General features: G+C 61.4%; 12 protein-coding genes, 1 rRNA gene and 1 pseudogene. 2 read left to right on the top strand and 12 right to left on the bottom strand.

Annotated elements, in window-relative coordinates; genetic code table 11:
• The 6 genes from ACSEXS_RS21785 to pcrB all read right to left on the bottom strand — a co-directional run.
• Positions 1-94: ribosomal RNA gene (locus ACSEXS_RS21785) — 16S ribosomal RNA — on the bottom strand; the annotation flags it as partial.
• A 365-nt stretch (positions 95-459) separates the two neighbouring features.
• The gene (locus ACSEXS_RS21790) at positions 460-1,158 is read right to left on the bottom strand and encodes a TerC family protein (RefSeq protein WP_438435350.1); all 699 of its coding nucleotides are present in this window, start codon (positions 1,156-1,158) and stop codon (positions 460-462) included.
• Between the two features lie 239 nt (positions 1,159-1,397).
• A complete protein-coding gene (locus tag ACSEXS_RS21795) occupies positions 1,398-2,210 on the bottom strand; it encodes a TerC family protein (protein ID WP_438435351.1) in 813 nt (270 codons plus the stop codon).
• A 282-nt stretch (positions 2,211-2,492) separates the two neighbouring features.
• Positions 2,493-4,502: an NAD-dependent DNA ligase LigA gene (ligA, locus tag ACSEXS_RS21800; RefSeq protein WP_438435379.1), complete on the bottom strand. Its 2,010-nt coding sequence runs from the start codon at positions 4,500-4,502 to the stop codon at positions 2,493-2,495.
• Between the two features lie 113 nt (positions 4,503-4,615).
• Entirely contained in the window at positions 4,616-6,919 is a 2,304-nt protein-coding gene (pcrA, locus tag ACSEXS_RS21805; RefSeq protein ID WP_438435380.1) for a DNA helicase PcrA, read from the bottom strand.
• The gene (pcrB, locus tag ACSEXS_RS21810; protein ID WP_438435352.1) at positions 6,916-7,638 is read right to left on the bottom strand and encodes a heptaprenylglyceryl phosphate synthase; all 723 of its coding nucleotides are present in this window, start codon (positions 7,636-7,638) and stop codon (positions 6,916-6,918) included. Before pcrB ends, pcrA begins: the two co-directional genes overlap by 4 nt.
• A gap of 345 nt (positions 7,639-7,983) precedes the next feature.
• Here pcrB and ACSEXS_RS21815 point away from each other — a divergent pair, with 345 nt between their 5' ends.
• Complete coding sequence (locus tag ACSEXS_RS21815) at positions 7,984-10,794, top strand: DUF8487 domain-containing protein (protein ID WP_438435353.1); 2,811 nt, start codon at positions 7,984-7,986, stop codon at positions 10,792-10,794.
• A 190-nt stretch (positions 10,795-10,984) separates the two neighbouring features.
• On the opposite strand, the pseudogene ACSEXS_RS21820 reads toward ACSEXS_RS21815, so the two are convergent.
• The 6 genes and pseudogenes from ACSEXS_RS21820 to ACSEXS_RS21845 form a co-directional block, all read right to left on the bottom strand.
• Positions 10,985-11,326: pseudogene (locus tag ACSEXS_RS21820) on the bottom strand (cell wall hydrolase); the annotation flags it as partial.
• Positions 11,327-12,677: 1,351 nt separating this feature from the next.
• Entirely contained in the window at positions 12,678-14,201 is a 1,524-nt protein-coding gene (locus ACSEXS_RS21825; protein WP_438435354.1) for a carboxylesterase/lipase family protein, read from the bottom strand.
• Between the two features lie 329 nt (positions 14,202-14,530).
• Positions 14,531-15,469: a DUF4340 domain-containing protein gene (locus ACSEXS_RS21830; protein ID WP_438435355.1), complete on the bottom strand. Its 939-nt coding sequence runs from the start codon at positions 15,467-15,469 to the stop codon at positions 14,531-14,533.
• The gene (locus ACSEXS_RS21835) at positions 15,466-16,863 is read right to left on the bottom strand and encodes a GldG family protein (protein ID WP_438435356.1); all 1,398 of its coding nucleotides are present in this window, start codon (positions 16,861-16,863) and stop codon (positions 15,466-15,468) included. Before ACSEXS_RS21835 ends, ACSEXS_RS21830 begins: the two co-directional genes overlap by 4 nt.
• 12 nt (positions 16,864-16,875) lie before the next feature.
• The gene (locus ACSEXS_RS21840; protein WP_438435357.1) at positions 16,876-17,586 is read right to left on the bottom strand and encodes an ABC transporter permease; all 711 of its coding nucleotides are present in this window, start codon (positions 17,584-17,586) and stop codon (positions 16,876-16,878) included.
• Complete coding sequence (locus ACSEXS_RS21845) at positions 17,579-18,736, bottom strand: ABC transporter ATP-binding protein (RefSeq protein WP_438435358.1); 1,158 nt, start codon at positions 18,734-18,736, stop codon at positions 17,579-17,581. The genes ACSEXS_RS21840 and ACSEXS_RS21845 overlap by 8 nt, the downstream gene beginning before the upstream one ends.
• Positions 18,737-19,045: 309 nt before the next feature.
• Between ACSEXS_RS21845 and ACSEXS_RS21850 the strand changes: the two genes are divergently transcribed.
• Entirely contained in the window at positions 19,046-19,651 is a 606-nt protein-coding gene (locus ACSEXS_RS21850) for a DUF2087 domain-containing protein (protein WP_438435359.1), read from the top strand.
• Positions 19,652-19,803: the final 152 nt, after the last annotated feature.

Raw genomic sequence — 19,803 nt, forward strand, 5'->3', positions numbered from 1 at the left:
CTAAGCCGTCCCCGAAGGAACAACTCCGCTCGACTTGCATGTATTAGGCACGCCGCCAGCGTTCGTCCTGAGCCAGGATCAAACTCTCCATAAAAGTGGTTCTATAGATCGTTCTCTTAAGCTCACTCGTTAACACTTGCGTGTTGTTTGTGCGATGCTCACAAGGATCATCGCGCGGCATTTCTCACTCATTTGTTCAGTTTTCAAAGAACTTCGTCCTCTGTTTGTCCGCCGTGTTTTCCGGCGGTCATTCGCGGTGACAAGAATATATATTATCAGCTTGCCCAAGAAAACGCAAGTGTTTTTTTAAATCTTTTTATTCCGGTTCTTTTCCCGTCAAGGAATTGCTTATTTAGTATGCCCCTCTTCCTATATAGGAGGATAAACTCCCATAAAAAAAGGACCGGCTGGATGGCCTGTCCTTTCGTATGCGCTAAGTTTACTTTCCGAGCCGTACCGTCATGCGTTATGCGGGACGCTTTTGTTCTTGCCGTTCTTTCGCGGATGGGTGCTGCGATAATAGCCGCCTCCGACGAGCAGAAGCACGCAAAGGGCGATGAAGAGCCATTTTCCGATCCCGTCCGAAATCACCAGTTGGTCGAGAATCGGTTCCTCCGCCACCATCTTGCCCGCCGTAAAGGCGATCACGCCCGCCCCTACATAGAGAATCCAGGTGAACCGGTCCATCAGCTTGATGAACAGCGTGCTGCCCCAGACCACGATCGGAATACTGATGAGAAGCCCGATAACCACTAACCGAAAATCGTCGTGGGCCGCTCCGGCTACCGCCAGCACGTTGTCCAGTCCCATTGCGGCGTCGGCCAGTATGATCGTCCCCACCGCTCCCAGCATGGAATCCTTGGCTTTGATCTCGTGCGAATCGCCGCCGGTCATCAGCTTGTAGGCGATGACCATGAGCAGCAGGCCGCCCACGAGCAGCAAACCCGGCAGGTCGAGCAGCCAAGCTACGGCCAGGGTGGCAACAATGCGGATGACGACCGCACCGCAGGTCCCCAGCAGAATCACCACTTTCTGCACCTTCTTGGGCACGTTGCGCGCCGCCATGCCGATCACAATCGCATTATCCCCCGCCAGCACAAGATCCATGAGGACAATCGACACAAGGGCGCTCAGGAATTTCAGCGAAAAGAGTTCCATTTTTCCCACTCCCATCTTAGTTTGGGCTCGGTCAAGATCTTGGCTTCTCCGGGTCAAAAAGAAAAGACCTTTACCGTCACCGGCAAAGGTCTTGCTAACAACGTCTAACGTTGCCGATAAAGCCGGGATGCCGATTGGACACCCGAACTGACGACTTTACCGTAGGAAGCTACTCCCCTTTTGCTCTTCTAATTATAACGAGATTCCTAGGCTTGGGTCAACGAGGAAAACCGCAAAGGTTACTTCGCCTGTTCCCGAACCTCCTTGACCGGGTCCTCGGCGCTCTTCGCCTCGCTCTTGCCGCTCAATAACCAGCCGACGGCGGCGATGAGCACGAGCACAAAGTAGAAGCTCAGCTTCCAAGCGGTGCTGTGCGCGAACGCCTCCGACAGAACGGCAACGTCCGGATGAGCCAGCGTGACGACGGCCAGCTTGACGCCTACCCAGCCGACGATGGTAAAAGCGGCGATTTCCAGACCCGGGCGAGAGTGGAGCAGCTTGACGAAGAAGTTGGCGGCAAAGCGCATGATGAGCAGGCCGATAAAGCCGCCGGCGAAGATCACCAGAAAATGTCCGCCGTCCATGCCGCCGATATTGGGAAGGCCGCTCGGGGGCAGCACGACGGCCATCGCCACCGCGGCCAGGATGGAGTCGATGGCGAAGGCGATGTCGGCCACTTCGACCTTCAGCACGGTCATCCATAGGCCCGCTTTTTTCCGGTTCCGTTCCTCCGGCACCTCCTCGCCCGCCTTCACCGCTTCATCCGACTTGCGGCGCTTCAACACCTTGCGGACGATGTGGTTGATCGAGATGAACAGGAGGTACAACGCGCCTATCGCCTGAACCTGCCAGATGTCCACCAGGAACGAAATGATAAACAAGGAGGCCAACCGGAACACAAATGCGCCGGCCAGTCCGTAAAACAAGGCTTTCTTGCGGTCCTTCTCGGGCAGATGCTTGACCATGATAGCCAGTACCAAAGCGTTGTCTGCGGCAAGCAAGCCTTCCAGCGCTACCAAGACGACGAGAACCCATAAATATTCCAAAATCATGCCGCCGATCCCCTTTCCCTTCTCAAATGAATAAGGCTTAGTGTATGCAAAAAAGACCTTTTACCCCGGACCTCCCCTGTCGATGAAAACAGGAAAAATTCGGGATAAAGGTCTCGCTAACACGATTGTGTCAATAAAACCGGAGCAATCAGCACTCGTATTGACGGCTTTATTGTACAGCTACTCCCCTTTATCAGGAAGCTATTCGGTTCCGGGATAAATCCGGTCTTGTGAGATAGATGATAGAGGATTGGCAGCCCCGTGTCAATAGGAGCGCGCGGCTTAGACGCCGGATTCCCGGAACAGCCGCAGGAGCTCCTCTTCGTCTTCGATCACGGCGATGCCGAGCTCGCGGGCCTTAATCAGCTTACTGCCCGCGCTTTCGCCGGCGATGACGAGGTCGGTCTTCTTGGAGACGCTGCCCGTCACCTTCGCGCCGAGCCGCTCCAGCTTCTTGCCCGCCTCGTCCCGGCTCATCGACGAGAGCGTCCCGGTCAGCACGACGGTCTTGCCGTTAAAGAAGCTGTCCTCGGCCGCAGCGGGAAGGGCCTCCGGCTCTTCCATCCGGGGATTTACTCCCGCTGCGCGCATCCTGGCGATGCTCTCCTGCATCAGCGGATCGGCGAAGAAGGAAACGATGCTGTCGGCGACGATGCCGCCGACGTCGGGCAGAGCGATCAGGTCCTCGGCGGTGGCGGCCATGACCCGATCCAGGCTGCGGAAGTGCTCCGCCAGCACGGAGGTCGTCTTCTTGCCGGTGTTCGGGATGCCGAGCGCGAAGAGGAAGGAGGACAGGTCGCGCTCCTTGCTCTTCTCGAGGGCGGCCAGCAGGTTCGCCGCCTTCTTCTCGCCGAAGCGGTCGAGCGTCAGCAGCTGCTCCAGCGTCAGGCTGTAGAGCCCGGAGGGATCGTTCACGCCGAGACTTTCGTACAGCTGCTCGGCCGTGGCCACGCTGAAGGTCTCGATATCCATCGCGTCCCGCGAGGCGAAGTGGGCGATCCGGCCGATCAGCTGCGGCCGGCAGCCGAGCCGGTTCGGGCAGAAGATATGGGCCCCGCGCAGCTCGAGCGGCGTGCCGCAGGCCGGACAGACGATCGGGTAGACGATCTCCTCGCCGTCCGTCTCCTCGGTCGCCTTGCCGAGAATCTCGGGAATGACGTCATTGGACCGGCGGATGTACACGAGCGTGCCGAGCCCGAATTTGAGGTTCTTGCGCTCGATGTCGCCGATGTTGTTCAAGGTGCAGTTCTGCACGGTGACGCCGGCCAGCTCGACCGGATCGACCTTGGCCACCGGCGTCAGCTTGCCGGTGCGCCCCACCTCCCAGCTCACCGAGCGTAGCGTCGTCGTCGCCTCTTCGGCCTCGAACTTAAACGCGACCGCCCAGCGGGGGAACTTGTCGGTGTAGCCGAGCGCCTCGCGGGTGCGGAAGTCCGTCACCTTGACGACGGCTCCGTCGATCAGGTAATCCATGCCGTGGCGGATCTCGGCGATGCGCTCGACCTGCTCCGCCACTTCCTCGATGCTGTCGTAATAGTGGGTCTCCGAATTGACCTTGAAGCGGTTGTCCTTCAGAAACTCCACCATCTCGCGGTGGTTGGAAAAGCGAATTCCGTCGGAGTAGCCGACGTTGTAAATAAAGGCGTCCAGGTGGCGCGAAGCCGTCACGGACGTGTTGAGGTTGCGCAATGCCCCGGCCGCCGCGTTGCGGGCGTTCTTCAGCGGATCGGCGGCGGTCTTGTTGTATTCCTCCAGCACAGACAGGAACATCAGCCCCTCGCCCTGCACCTCGATCACTCCGTCGCGGTAAGGAATCGACAGCGGGATGGAACGGATGGTCTTGACCTGCGGCAGAATGCCTTCGCCGACCACGCCGTTGCCGCGGGTGGCGGCCTGCACCAGCTCGCCGTCCTCGTACGTGAGGTTCAAGGTGAGCCCGTCGAATTTCAGCTCGACGACAAAGGTCGGCTGCGGCAGCGGGTCCTCCTCATGGTCTTTGTTGTACTGGGCGACGAGCTTCTCTACCCGCGCCAGCCAAGCGAGCAGCTGCTCGTGGTTCTGCGCTTTATCCAGACTCCATAGCCGGGCTTTGTGGCGGTGCGGCTCAAAGCCGATGAGCAGCTCGCCGCCTACGCGCCGGGTCGGGGAATTCGGGTAGACGACGCCGGTCTCCCGCTCCAGCCGGACGAGCCGGTCGTAGAGCACGTCGTACTCCTTGTCCGTCAGCTCGGGCTGGTCGAGCGTGTAGTACAGGTAATTGTGCCGGCTGATCTCGGCGATCAGGGCCTCCATCTCTTTGAGGGCTTCCGGAGAATTGCCGGTAATCGGATCGGCCACGTCCCGCTCATCCTTTCTCGCGTGTCTACGTTCTCTTTTCTTTCAGTATATCCGTCTTTTCCGGCCGCTCACACCTTGGTGATCGGGGCGAATTTGGCGAGCAGCCGCTTCACGCCGACCGGCGCGGGAAAGGCGATCTGCAGCTCGGTGTCGTCGCCGGAGCCTTTGACCGAAGCGACGACGCCGGTTCCCCATTTGCCGTGGGCCACCTTGTCGCCGGCTTTGAATTCGCCGGGGTCGGTGCGCGGAGCGGACGAAGCCGCCGGGCGCATGCGGGAAGCGTCCGCCCCCGCTGCCGAACCGGACGCCGCGCCTGCGGCGGGACGGCCGAAGGGCGTGCCCGGCGCTGCCGCGCCTGCTCCACCTCGGCCGTAGCCGCCGTAAGCCCCGCCGCCGAAGGGCGTGGCCGAGCGGGCGAACCGCTCCCGCGAGGGAGAGCAGTCTTCCTTCAGCTCCTCGGGGATTTCCTTCAGGAACCGGGAAGGCGCGTTGGCGTTTGTTCGGCCGAACAGGGTGCGCATTCGGGCGCAGCTCAGGTACAGCGTCTCCTCGGCGCGGGTGATGCCGACGTAGGCGAGGCGACGCTCCTCCTCCAGCTCTTCGTTGTCCATGAAGGCGCGGCTGTGCGGGAACACGCCCTCCTCCATGCCGACGATGAAGACGCTCGGGAATTCCAGGCCCTTCGCGCTGTGCATGGTCATGAGCACGACGGCGTTCTGCGGCCCTTCGGTCTTGTCCATCGTGTCGATGTCAGCAATCAGTGCGAGATCCGTCAGGAAGGCGATCAGCGACTTGTCGTCGTTGCGCTTCTCAAATTCCATCGTAACCGAAAGGAATTCGTCGATATTCTCGACGCGGGAGCGGGCCTCCAGGGTATTCTCCTTGAGAACCTCCGCGCGGTATTCGGTCGTTTGCAGTATCTGCTCGGTGAGCTCGGTTACCGACAGGTAATCGGCCATCTGGTGCAGATTCTTGATCTGGTCGCGGAATGCGGCGAGCGGATTGCGCGCCCGGTTCGTGATATCCAAGAGATCGAGATCGTCCAGCAGAGCAAACATGGAGATGCCGCGCTCGCCGGCATACTCGCCCAGCCGGTCCACGGTGGTGTCGCCGATGCCCCGTTTCGGCACATTGACGATGCGGGCGAAGGAAATGTCGTCGTCCGGGTTGGAAATGAGCCGCAGATAGCCGAGCAGGTCCTTGATTTCCTTGCGGTCGTAGAACTTGATGCCGCCGACAATCTGATAAGGGATGTCGGATTTGATCAGGATTTCTTCGATTACGCGCGACTGGGCGTTGGTCCGGTACAGGATGGCGTGGTCGCCGTATTTGCCGCCCTTGTCCACATTTTCGCGGATGCGGGAGGAGATGAAGTAGCCTTCTTCATGCTCGGAATCGGCTTGGTAGACCTGAATCTTGGCGCCCTTGTCCTTATCCGACCAGAGGTTCTTCGGCTTGCGGCCGAGGTTGTTGGCGATCACGCTGTTGGCGGCGTCGAGGATCGTCGAGGTCGAGCGGTAGTTCTGCTCCAGCTTGATCTCGGTCGTCTCGGGATAGTCCTTTTCAAAATTGAGTATGTTGGAAATGTCCGCACCCCGCCAGCGGTAGATCGACTGGTCGCTGTCTCCCACCACGCAGATGCGGTGATGCCGGTCGGCGAGCATCCGGCAGAGCAGGTATTGGGCCCGGTTGGTGTCCTGATATTCGTCTACGTGAATGTAGAGAAACTTGTTCTGGTAGAACTCCAGCACCTCGGGCACCTGGGTGAACAGCTCGATCGTCGCCATGATGAGGTCGTCGAAGTCGAGCGAATTGTTCGCCTTGAGCTTCTTCTGGTAGGACTTGTAGACTTGGGCGACGACGCCCTGGTAGTAATCGCCGGTCTTCGCCTCGTAGCGCTCGGGCGTGGTCAGCTCGTTCTTGGCGGCGCTGATCGCCGCTTGGATGCCCTTCGGCTCGAATTTCTTCGGATCGACGTTCAGCTCCTTCAGGCAGTTCCGGATGACGGACAGCTGATCGGTGGAGTCGAGGATCGTGAAGTTGGAGGTGAAGCCGATCCGCTGGATGTCGCGGCGAAGAATCCGGACGCACATGGAGTGGAAGGTCGATACCCAGATGTCGCGCGCCTGGGGACCGACGAGCGCCTCCACCCGCTCCTGCATCTCGCGGGCGGCCTTGTTGGTGAAGGTGATGGCAAGGATGCTCCACGGAGCCGCCTTGCCGGAGGCGATCAGGTAGCCGATGCGGTGGGTCAGCACCCGCGTCTTGCCGCTGCCCGCTCCCGCCATGATGAGGAGCGGCCCGTCCACCGTCTGCACGGCTTGCTGCTGCTGCGGGTTCAGCCGCCGGATGGCGTCCTGGATATCGTTCATCTGTACCATTCGTTGTCCCTCGTTTCTATTCTTTTCCGCTTCCCCGGCACGGTAGCCAGCGCAAGCGGCAGGTTCTCATAAATCAGGTTGCCGACGACGATCGTGTCGGCCGCGGCGGCGGCTTCCTCCGCCTGCTCCGGCGTGCGGATGCCGCCGCCGTAAAACAGGCGGGCCTCGTTCAGCCCGGCCTTCGCTTCGCGCACCCAGGCCATATCGCCCCAAGCGCCGCTATATTCGACGTAGAAGATCGGCATGCGGAAGATTCGGTCGGCGAGCAGAGCGAACGCGCGCAGGTCGCCGGCATCGGCCGGCTTTCGGGCCCCGCTCACCCGCGCTGCCATCGACCGCGGATTGAGGATCACATAGCCCTCGGGAACGATCCGCTCCCAGTCCAGACGATCCGCATAATGCCGCAGCGCCTTCTGGTGCAGTCCGGTGATCCAGTCGCCGTCCGGGGTGTTCAGCACGACCGGCAGCAGGTAGAGATCGAATCCCGGGACCGCCGCCTCCGCGTCGGACAGCTCCAGCGCGCAGGCCACCTCGTACGCGCGCACGCGCGCGAGCAGCTCGGCGGTGTTGTCATAGGTAATGCCGGACGATCCGCCGACGACGACGGCGTCCGTTCCCGAACGGCAAACTTGCTCCAGCGCCGCGTCGTCGATGGATTTATCGGGATCGAGCTTGAAGACATGCCTCCAAGCGGTATAATCGGGCTTCACGCACAAATCGTCCCATCTTGTCTGGAATCGTCTGCCCCTGCAAAGGGGGCTTGGCGGACCGAACGTCCGCTCCTGTTACAAGTCTAGTTCAGGGAGGGGGCTCCGTCAATCGCGGCCCAGCGAAAGCGGCGGAGTTTTTCTTGGGGTTCATGGAAAAAATCCACCTTGGCCGGGAAGGAATTCGGCGGTTTTCGCAGAAGTGAAAGGGGCATATCCCTAACAAAGAACCGAAGTTTTATTTTCTTTTACGCAACAAACCTAACATATCCTAACAAACGACGGGTCTCCTTCCTTTCTCCGGCTTTGCGGAAGAAGGAGAGCCGCCCGAGGAAGAGGAGGATCATCATGATCGAACAATCGCTTGCCGGAGTCTGGCGCTTTCGGCTCGACCCGGACGAAGTCGGCGAGAAGGAGGCTTGGGCGCTCGCCACACTGGGCGACACCATCCAGCTCCCCGGTTCAACGGCGGAGCGGCAAAAGGGTCCCGGCAATCCGGAGCAAGCCATCGCCCATCTGAGCGAGAAATTCCCCTATGTCGGCAAGGCCTGGTACCAGCGGGACATCGAGATTCCCGAGGCCTGGGCGAACAAGCGCCTTCGCCTGTCCTTCGAACGTAGCCGGGTTACCCGGGTCTGGCTGGACGGCCTCGACTGCGGCAGCCGAAACAGCCTCTGCGCGCCGCACCGCTACGAGCTTGGCCCGTTGACGCCGGGAAAGCACCAACTGACGGTCTGCGTCGATAACAAGCTTCTGCCCATTCCCGGCGGTCATATGACTTCGCCGGATACCCAGACCAACTGGAACGGCCTCCTGGGCCGACTTGCTCTGGAGGCGAGAGAGGCTGTGTCTCTGGAGGACGTGCAGCTCTATCCCGACGGCGGCGGAGAGTCGGTTCGCATCCGCTTTCGCATCGACAGCGCCGGAAGCGAGCCGGTCGAGGCGGCGTGGAGCGTCGACGTGCTGAACGGACCGCGGGTAGACGAGGACGGACGGCTCTGTTCGCCCGATGCGGAAGCCGCCGTTCTGGCCCACGCGGAACTCACCTTAACGGCCGCACCCGGCGAATCGTACCACGAAGCTGTCTGCCCGATGGCCGAGCGCGGCGAAGGCTGGGAAGAAGACCAGCCGGCGCTCTATCAGGCGCGCATTCGGCTCGATGCGCCCGGCAGCCGCGACGAATTCTCCGATGTCTTCGGATTCCGCCGGTTCGAAGCGGCAGGCACCCAGTTCGCCGTCAACGGCCGCACGGTGTTTCTGCGGGGCAAGCACGACGGGCTCGTCTTCCCGCTGACCGGCTACGCTCCGATGGACACCGAGGCTTGGCTGCATACCCTGTCGGTCGCCAAGTCCTTCGGCATCAACCATTACCGCTTCCACACCTGCTGCCCGCCGGATGCTGCTTTCCGCGCCGCCGACCTGCTCGGCGTGTACATGGCTCCGGAGCTGCCCTTCTGGGGAGCCTGGGAGGAAACGGACGAAGAGGGCCGCTTCGCTTATCTGCGGGAGGAAGCCTTCCGGATCCTCGCCGCCTACGGCAACCATCCCTCGTTCGTCATGTTCGGACTGGGCAACGAGCTGCACGGCAGCCGCGAGGCCATGGCCGGGCTGCTGCGCGACCTTCGGCAGCGCGACGGCCTCCAGCTCTACTCCGACGGGGCAAACAATTTCTTCTGGGCCCCCGAGCGCGAGGAGGCGGCGGATTACTGGGTCACCATGCGCACGGCGCAGGGACCGGTGCGGGCGTCCTTCTCGCACGCCGACCCGCCGCTCGGACATGTCCAGGCCGGACCCCCGTCGACACAGACGGATTACCGCGACAGCCTCGCCGGGGTGCCGGTGCCGGTGATCGGCCATGAAATCGGCCAGTACCAAGCCTACCCGGATTTCCGCGAGATCGCCCGCTACACCGGTGTCTTGGAAGCGCGCAATTTCGCCGTCTTCCGGGAACGGCTGGCCGAACGGGGAATGCTGGACCAGGCGGCGGCCTTCACCGAAGCCTCCGGCAAGCTCGCCGAGCTCTGCTACCGCGAGGAGATCGAAGCGGCGCTCCGCACGCCCGGGCTCGGCGGCTTCCAGCTTCTGGACCTGCAGGACTTTCCCGGCCAAGGGACGGCGCTCGTCGGCGTCCTGAACGCGTTCATGGAGCCGAAGCCGTTCCTCGATGCTGAGCGTTGGCGGCAGTTCTGCGCTCCTACCGTGCTCCTCGCCCGCTTCCCCTCGTATGTCGCGACGGCGGGAGACGCCTTCTCGGCCGAGCTGGAGCTCGCCCATTACGGCCGCGGCGATTGGCCGGCCGTTCATGTCCGCTGGGCGTTGACGGAGAACGGAGAACCGCTCCTCGGCGGGGAGACCGGGCCGGTCGCCGTCCGGCAGGGCTCGCTTGCCGGGTTGGGGCGGCTGGAGTTCAAGCTTCCGGACCGGAACGAGCCCGCCCGCTTCGACCTGGAGCTGTCCTGTCCCGAGACGGGAACGGCGACGGCTTATCCCCTCTGGGTCTATCCCCCGGCCGAGCCGGAGCAGGAAACGGAGAAGGAGGAGGCGGTCTGCCGCACGGTCGAGGATGCCCTGCGCGTCTTGGAAAAGGGCGGACGCGCCCTGCTCATCCCCGATCTGAACGAAGCGCGGCCGGCAGCTACCGTACCCGGCTTCTTCGCCTCCGACTTCTGGAGCTACCCGATGTTCCGGGCCATCTGCGAATCCCGCGACGTGCCCGTGGCCCCCGGAACGCTCGGCCTGCTCTGCGATCCGCAGCACCCGGCATTCCGGGAGTTCCCGACCGAGTTCCACAGCAACTGGCAGTGGTGGACGATCCTCGAGAACTCGGCCGCGCTCGTGATGGACTCGCTTCCCGCCGAGGTTCGGCCGGTCGTCCAGGTCATCGACAATTTCGAGCGCAACCACCGGCTCGGCCTGCTGCTGGAAGCCCGGGTCGGCGAGGGCAAGCTGCTCGTCTGCATGAGCGATCTCCCCGCCTGCACCGACCGGCCGGAAGCGCGTCAGCTGCTGCGCAGCCTGTCCCGTTATGTCGCTTCCGACGAGTTTGAGCCGGCGCATGCGCTGACGCCTCAAGCTCTCGCCGCCCTGCTCGATCCGCAGCAGGCCGGCCTGGACGATACCCGCCGCGACGCCGTCCACAATCCGTCTTACTTCAACTGATCGAGCGGCGGCAAGCCCGCTTTCGCAACAAAAGACCCGCGCAAGATGATGCGCGGGTCTTTTTGCTGGTTTCAGGCGGGACGGCTCGTCCCGCAAGCTTCATGCGAAGCCATGTTTCATGCACGGCCCCGAGGGGCCTCCGACCTCGAAGTCCCAAGAGAGGGCAGGTCCCCGGCCTGCCGCAAACCGGCTAGCGGGCAAACCGGTGGTGCCCGATATCCGCCGTGGTCGGCCGGGTGCGTATCCACCGGGAAGTCGCCGTGTCGGGGTTGTAATAATAGATCGCGTCTCCTGTCGGATCCGCCCCCTGAAGCGCCTCCTTGGCCGCCCGGTAAGCCGTGGCGTTCGGCTTCAGCCGGTATTGGCCGTCGCTGACGGCCGTGAAGGCTCCCGGCTGCAGAATCACCTCGCGGATCGTGTCGGGGAAACGGCTGCTCATCACCCGGTTGACGACGACGGCGCCGACGGCCACCTGCCCCTCGTACGATTCTCCGCGCGCTTCGGCGTAGATCACCTTGGCGAGCATATCCAGCTCGCCGGGCCCCACTTCGACCATCGGTGCGGCGGCCTTGGCTTTCGCCCGGGAGACCGTCTGCGCCTGAGCTTTGACGGCCTTCGCGGCTTGGGCGGCCTTCGCGGCCTTGGCTTCGTCCGCGACAGCCTTCGCCTTCCGGGCCCGCTCGGCTTTCGCCTTCGCCTCCTCTGCGGCGGCGGACTTCTCCGTCCCGGCTGGACTCAAGTCGCCGACAGCCGGGCTGTTCGATGCGTCGGCCGAGGCGATGACGACCTTGCCCGTCTTGGCGGAAGCGGCAGCCTGACCGCGAACGGCGGCGAGCGCCGACGCGGTCAGGACATGCGGCAGCCCGGAGCCCGGCTCGCGGGCGACGAGCGCGGCGCCGACGGCGGCTAAGCCGGGGGCGTCCGCCCGCCAGGCCGACGGCGACTGCTGCAGGGCGAGCCAGTCTGCGGCCGAAGCCGCCGGGTCCGGCGTCGCCGGGGTTCCGCCGAGCGCCGCGGCAGGCCCGCCTGCCGGCTCGAAGCCGGGCAGGGCCGGGGCCGGAGCGCCGCGGCGCTCCAGCGGCCGCCCTTCCGCCGTCTCGGGCTTGTCCCACCCAAGCGGCAGCGTCAAAGCGGCCAAAACTATGCTAAACAAGAGAAAAGACCAAAATCGGTATTTCATGCAAGACCTCCTGTGGTCCTGCCGGAGCGCCAATAGGCGGTCCGACAGGGGATTGCAGGGGGATCGGCTGGAACGCGGCTTCTTCCGCTTCGGTTATGTAGGAACTTCCGGCAATCCGACATCCGACAGTCCGGCACAGTCCGGCGGCTGGCCTGCGGGCCGAGCCGATAACCCCCTGTTGGATCGGGGAGAAGGACTTCAACCCTAACCTTAACCAAAAGTTTCGGAATTGACTCACTCGGAGAATCGGACACCGGCGCTCCGCTGTTCGGCAGCGCGGGAAAGAAGGAAGGGCATGCAGGCCCGGAAGGCAGCGCGGACGGATGCGGACAAGCAGACGGGGCCGAAGCGCAAAAGCCGGAAAGAAGCGAGGCGGGAAGCGGAATTGCGCCTTCCATAGGCATGGCATACATACAGGGTTTGCCGGAGTCTGGCAGGCTCCCGGGAAGCGTCGCGAAGGAGAAGAATCGGTGAGGGAAAAAAAGTAGGAGGAAATTCGAGGGAATGCAACGGAAACCGCCGGTTTAGCCGTGGAGAAAGAGAAGAAACGCCACCCTCTTACGGGGACGTCTCGCCGTTCTCGTTCTCGTGCATCCTGACAGGGGTCGAGTTGGCAAGGACAGGCCAAGCAAAAAAGCCTTGGTCCCATGGAGCTCCGGATCAAGGCTGTCTTTGATTGGCATATCGGGCGTTACCGACTGGGCTATCCGTTCTTCCTGAGCGCCCGCCGCACGAGGAATTCCATCAACCCGCTAGGCGGTGTCCGGGAAAACTCGGCTTGATCGGCAAACAGCATGTGGAACGGGGCTTCGGGCGTACACGGCTCCCAGACAGGCATCGCCTCTCCTGTAGAATCCGGACCGTTCGGGTTTCCGGAGCGGATGAAATTCGCCCAGTAGTTGCACATCTGGCGAGCCAAATCGTAGTGTTTGCCGACAAACGGCCGCCAGCATTTCGCAAGGGTCTCAAAGAAGAACCAGAGATCCACCGAGTGGAAAGTGCCCGGGTTATCCCAACCCGGAATTTCCGCGTCGAAGCAATAGCTGTACAGGGAGGGTTTGGTCTCGGAGTCGGCAACCGCTTGCATGGCCAGGCGGATTGCGAAGTCAATGCTGTTGACGGAGGCGTTCCGCTTCACTTCCTCCAGGCTGGCCGATTCGGCGCCGCACAGAGCCAAGAACGCATCGGCCTCCTCCCCGAACATGTTCTCCGCCAGCTTCTTAAGTTCGGAAAGGGTGTCCACGTTCGGAACGCTGATAAACTCGTTCGTGGTATAGCCGAGGAGAATCGGCACCATCCACCGCTTATTGTCAAGAAATTGGGAAAAGGGGTTGCCTGTGTTAAATTCCCCATCCTCGACGGTCCCCCAGAACTTCTGATACTCCACCGCCTTGTCGCGCAGATAGACCGCATCGAGCTTCCGGGCTTCCGCCAGCGAGGAGACACCGAGGTACTCGAAGAACTTAACCCCTTCCTGCTCGGCTTCCGCCATCCGGGTCCAAAACTGGGGGACATGGGGCTGGGGGTAAATTACCGAAAATACTCCGCTTTGAATGATCGCCCTTTGGAACAGCCCTTCGTTCTGAGGAGAAACGAGTTGAGTCATCACACTTGCGCCCCCGGCCGACTGTCCTCCGATGGTCAGGTTGTCCGGGTCTCCGCCGAACGCCGCGATATTGCGCTTCACCCATCGGGTCGCCGCCTGTTGATCGAGATGGCCGAAGTTGGCGGGCGCCGTCGGCGCCTCGGCGGTAATTTCGGGGTGGCAGAGAAAGCCAAAGGCATTCAAGCGATAATTGACCGTGACTACCACAATTCCCCGCCGGGCGATGCGCTCCCCGTCGAACTCCATCTCGGCCGTATGGCCAACCTGGAGCCCCCCGCCAAAATACCAGACATAGACCGGCAGCTTTTCGTCGGTGCGATGGGCCGGGGTCCAAACGTTGAGGTACAGGCAGTCTTCGTCCATGGCAATGTCGGGCTCCACGGCCCATTCCCGGGTGTAGATGTTCGCATCGTCGATCTCCTGCCGCACTTGCATCGAAATCGGCGCGAATTCATAGGCTTTCCGTACGCCCTCCCAGTCCTTGGCCGGTTGCGGCGCGCGCCAGCGGTTCTCCCCGACCGGCGGCGCGGCAAAGGGAATCCCCTTAAAGCTGGTGATTCGGGGATCTGCCGCCGGCAGTCCCTGCACCATTCCATTCTCGACTTTTGTCAGCCTGAGCATCTGTTGCTTCTCCCTTCATGAGGAAAATAAATAGATGAATGCTGAAAATCCGCCGTGCTTACCCCGGTTAAAGGTAACCGCTTTCAATCCTGCTTGAGAAACATCTCGTTGTATCCGGGTCAGGGAATCCTGCCGACCGTGCAGCCGCTCGTTCCTGCCACAAATCGGAACCGATCCCAGGGATTCTTTGCCTTCAAAAAAACTTTATATCACTCTTCCGGCCAATGCCATGATGAATCCCGAGAACTAATTGATGCAAGCTAAGATAGGTAAGAAAACAGGCCGCCGGAAATCCCGGCAGCCTGTTTGCATCCTTCGTCGAAGAGCGGTTATTTCTGAGCTTCTCCGGCTGTCTTGCCGGCATCGTATAGCGCTTGGACGTCGGCCAGCTTCAGGGCGTAGGCCCATGACCCGCCGTCCTTGACCAGCGTAACCGTCTCGTCCTTCACCTTGCCGCGGAAGACGCTCTCCGCAGTCTTCCCGTCCTTCAGCTCGGTTACCTTGATGACGAGCTCGGGATTTGCGACATCGGCCTTGGCGGCCGGGGTCATCAGCCCGTCGGCGTAGAGGCCGGTCAGCTTGTCGAGCACGGCGCTTCCCTGCTCGGCGGTCAACTCCTTGGCATCCCGCTTCCACTTGCTCTCGTAGGCCGTCTTGGACGGTTCGGTCTTCGCCAGCTTCCAGCTCTGTCCCTTCCAGGTCAGATCGACGGTCTGAACATCGTTGTAGGACGCGTCGACCGCCTGGGTGCTGACAAAGGAGGTCGCCGAGCTTTCCAGCGTGCCGAGCGACGTGTCCTCCACTTCATACACCTTCGGATCGCCTTCCAGTTGGACGTAAGTCGTTCCGCTGACGGGCAGCGGCTTGCCGACGAGCACCTTCTTGGTTGTTCCGTCCGCGAGCGTGGCGGTAAAGCTCTTCTCCGGTTCTTTGAGCCCGTACGGGGCCAGATCGGTCGGCGCTTCGTCCACCACCGACTGGTAGGCGAGGGAGGCAAAGGCGCTTGCCCAGTTGTCGGCTCCGTAGGTATTCAGCGGATAGGCGTCCGGCTTGGACATCGACCAGTTCTTGTCTTTCTTCGAGAGAACGATATCGTCGGTCTTGGAGTGAATGGCGATGCCCGCGACGTCATCGGATTTCAGCGTGAAGAAGGGCTTGCCGGCGGAGTCGTCGGCCGTCTTGCTTTTGAGAAACCCTTTCTCCGAGGCGTACCAAAAGCCGGCGATGCAGATCACGACGAGCAGAAGAGTGGGCAAGAGGCGCTTCATCCTCTTCTCCTCCTCCACCAGACCAGCCCGCCCGCGAGAAGGAACAGCGCCGGAATGACGATGATCGTCACGATAAAGATCGTGTTGTTCTGCTTCGCGGTCAGATAGACCTGCTGCATCTGGGCTTCCTCGCGCGGCCGGATGGTGAGCGACGATTTCTCCTCATGCAGCCAGCCGACGCTGTTCAGCGCAAAATCCTTGTTGGCCTGCTCGGACAGGTATTGGTCCTCGACGAACAGCCCGTTGCCGACGACGACGGCCTTCGGCTTGCCGTCCTTGTCCTTGACCGCGTAGGCGAGCGCGAGCGGCCCCTCCAGATCGCCCTTCGCCTTCTCGATGTCCTTCTGGGTGAGCTGCTTCTTGAGCAGCTCGGCCAGGTTGGTCTTGCCGTACCCGGCGTCGGTTGTGGCGAGCAGCTCGTCGACGGTGTACCCGGTCGAGCCGGCTTCGGCGCTGAGGGCGATCGAGCCGGGCATGACGGTGATGCGGCTCGCTTCCTTGAGCTTATCGGTGATGTCATGGTAGCTGTAGTCGGGAATGATCGTCAGCGGATCGCTGGACAGCGAGCTGTTGGCCTCCACCGCCAGCGCCTTCGTGTTCTTCACGCCTACTCCCGCGAGCACCGCATCCCAATTCTTCCAATTGCCCATCTGATCCGACAGGCCGAGGGCGAAGAACAGCTTGCCGCTCGCCTTGGTGTAGTCCTCGATCAGCTTGGCTTCCTCGGCCGTCAGGTCCTGCTGCGGGGAGAGAACGAACAGCGCTTCCGCGTCCGTCGGAACCTTGCCTTCCTTGAACAGGTTCAAATCGGCCAGGGTGTAATTCTCGCTCTCCAAGGCCGAGACGAACGAAGCGGCGTTCGTCACCGACTGTTCACCGTGGCCGGTGACGAAATAGGCCTTGTGCGCTGTACCGGAGGTCAGGCTCATGATCGCCTGGGTGAACTTCTCCTCGCCGGTGAAATTGTAGGTCGTCTGATCGGAGCCGTACCCGAACAGATCGCTGTAGAGCACGGTCTTCTTCTTGTCGCCGACCTCGAAAACGATGGTCCCGTATTGGGTGATGCCATACTGCTCGGCCAGCGTCGGTTTTTTCTTCGGGTCAACCTCCTGGAAGGAAATCTTGCCGTTATGCCGCTTGTAATCGGTGAGCAGATCGCTCACCTGGCGGTTGTAATACTCCTGGCTCGGGTTGGTGAAGGCGATGACGTTGACCTTCTGGTCGAGCTTATTCAGCACCGTCACGGTTTGGTCGGACAGGGTGAACTGCTTGGTTTTGGTCAAATCCCACTGGAGGCCGCTCGCGGAGTGCAGGAAGACCGTGAGCAGGATAAAAATCCCGATGACAGCCGCCGACAGGACGACGGCGTTGGTGCCCTTGATCCATTTTTTCACGACTACTCCTCCTTATTTCCAGCGTTTGCGTTCCAGCGTTTGAATGCTCAGCACGACGAACACGACGATGAACGACAGATAGAAAATCACATCGCTCCAGTCGAGCAGTCCTTTTTGCAGGTTGGCCGTGCGGGAGGCGATGGAGAACTGCTGCAGCCAGTCTCCGCCCTTCGGCAGCAGGCTGCCGCTCAGCCACTCGATCATCCACAGGATGAGCAGCATCGCGAAGCCGGCGATCCCGGCGACCATCTGATGGGCGCTGAGCGTCGAGGCGAACAGGCCGACGGCCATCATCGCCGCTCCCAGCAGGAAGAGGCTGAGGTACGACAGCCACATCACCGGCAGGTCGAGCGCCCCGAAGCGCGACAGGATGAAGGGATATACCAAGGCACCGGCCACCAGCAGGAATTGCAGAATGACCGCGGCCAGGTATTTGCCGACGACGATCTCGGTCAGGCTCGCCGGGGACGTAAGCAGCAGCTCATCCGTGCCCTGGCGCATTTCGTCGGAGACGAGGCGCATCGTGAGCAGCGGGATGACGAACAGGTAGACAATCATGAAATTGCCGAACAGCGGCCGGATGTCGACCGTCTGGTTGCCGAGGAAATCCATGCTGAAGAAGAAGCCGCTGACGAGAAAATAAAAGGCGAACGCCACATAGGCCGTGGGAGAGAAGAAATACATCTGCAGCTCCTTGCGGCAAAGGGCCCATAGTTTACGCATGCTCATCTTCTCCTTTCGCGGTTTCTTCGGCGGGCTCGACCGGCTCGGAAGGTTCTCCCGCAGCGGTTCGCGCCGCGGCCGCCCCATCAGCCGGTTCGACCGCAGTCAATTCGGCCAATCCGGCCGCTTCGCCGGGCTCGGCCGCTTCGTCCGTGGTCAGCTTGAGGAAGACATCCTCCAGGCTGAGCGATACCTTGTTCATCTCCAGAATCGGCCGACCGAGCTCGGCGAGACGGAAGAACAGCGCCTCGCGCACGTCGGTCCGGTCCGCCGAGACAACCTTCAGCCGGACGGTGGAAGCGCCGTCGGCTTGCGCTGCAACGGCATCCGCCGGATCGGTCGCCGGGGCTTCTCCGGCATCCGCCGCTTCGCCGGATGCTTCTGCCAGCACCGTCACCTCCGCCACTTCCGGAATGGCCGAGAGCGCTGCAACCAGCTCGTCCCGCGAGCCGCGCACCTCCAGCTTGACCTCGAAGCGTTCGGACAGCGACCCGGCGATCTCATCGGGGCGGCCGTCGGAGACGATCTTGCCCTGGTTGATGATGATCACGCGGTTGCAGATGCTGTTGACCTCGGGCAGAATATGCGTGCTGAGCAGGACGGTATGCTTGTCGCCCAGCTCGCGGATCAGCTTGCGGATCTCGATGATCTGCTTGGGGTCGAGGCCCGAGGTAGGCTCGTCGAGCACCAGCAGATCCGGCTCGTGAAGGATGGCCTGTGCCAGCCCGAGCCGCTGCCTATAGCCCTTGGACAGCCCGCGGATGACCTGCCCTTCCCGCCCGGACAGCCCGAGCATCTCCACCACCTCGCCGATCCGCTTCTTCTGCGAACGGGCCGGGATGTCCCGAAGGTCGGCGACGAATTTCAAATAATCGCGCACCCGCATGTCCGGGTACAGCGGCGGCGTTTCCGGCAGGTAGCCGATTTTGCGGCGCACCTGCTTGGGATGGTCGGCCATCGACATCCCGTCCACCAGAATCCGGCCCTGGGTCGGATTCAGATAGCCGGTGATCATGCGCATGGTCGTCGTCTTCCCGGCGCCGTTGGGCCCGAGAAAACCGACCACTTCCCCGCGGCTCATGGAGAAGTCAATTCCGTCCACTCCCCGGCGGTTCGTGTACAGCTTGCTTACCTTTTGCACTTCAAGCAAGACCGTTTCCCCCTTTGCTTCATTCCTGACATTGATTTGACATGGATTGGTATGAGCTGCCGGAGCTTCAATGAGTCCCATCCCGACGGGTTCTCAAGCCAGCCCGCGGAAGCAGCCAGTCTTACTATAGGAAAGCGAGAATAATCTGGGCTTAAAGCAAGATGAAAGGAAGCTTAATTTATTGTGTCTAAAATGTGAACTTCGAATGAATTAATTATTTATCTAATTAGCCACTTGACAAATCGGTTGGAAATTCTTTATGATTCGATCAGAATCTAATTAGCTATTCATCTAAGGAGTGAGGCTCCGGTGCAACTGGAGAAACTCGTCAGCTACCATAAGGCGCTCTCCGATCCGACCCGCTTGCGCATCCTGCGGCTCGTCGCCGAAGAATCGATGAGCGGCCAGGAGCTTGCCGTCCGGCTTAACGTCAGCGCCCCTACCATCACCCATCATATCGCCAAGCTGCGGGAGGCGGGCTTGCTGTTCGAATGGCGCGAGAAGAACACGATCTATTTCCGGCTGAATTCCGAGATGCTGGAAGCCAAGTCGCGGGGAACGGTGGCGTTTGTCTCGCCCGGTTCTTCGGGAAAGGAGGACACGGACATGGCGCAGATGACCGAAGCCAAATTCCGCGAGAGCGTACTGAAGAACTTCTTTACCAAGGAAGGCCGCCTGAAGACGATTCCCGCCCAGCTCAAGAAGAAGATCGTCATGCTGGAATCCCTGGCGGAGCGGCTGGAGATGGGCCGAAGCTACCCGGAGAAGGAAATCAATGCCTTTCTGAAGGAATTCCACGAGGATTACGCCACCCTGCGGCGCGAGCTGATCATGCATCAGTTCATGTACCGCGAGAAGGAAATTTACGAGCTGAACCCGCGGGAGGTCTGGACCGACTGGCGCAAGCTTTCGTGAGCCGGCGATTTCTGCGGTAAAGGATGAACGGACGCCGACGACAACGGACGTGCGTTGGCCGCCGCGGAGTGCCTTGTAACCGGGAACAAACGGCGCTCTTGATTAGCCGCAAGGCGTCGCAAACGGGATCGAACGGCGTTTTTCATTAGCCG

Source organism: Gorillibacterium terrae, assembly GCF_051594785.1.
GTDB lineage: Bacteria > Bacillota > Bacilli > Paenibacillales > NBRC-103111 > Gorillibacterium.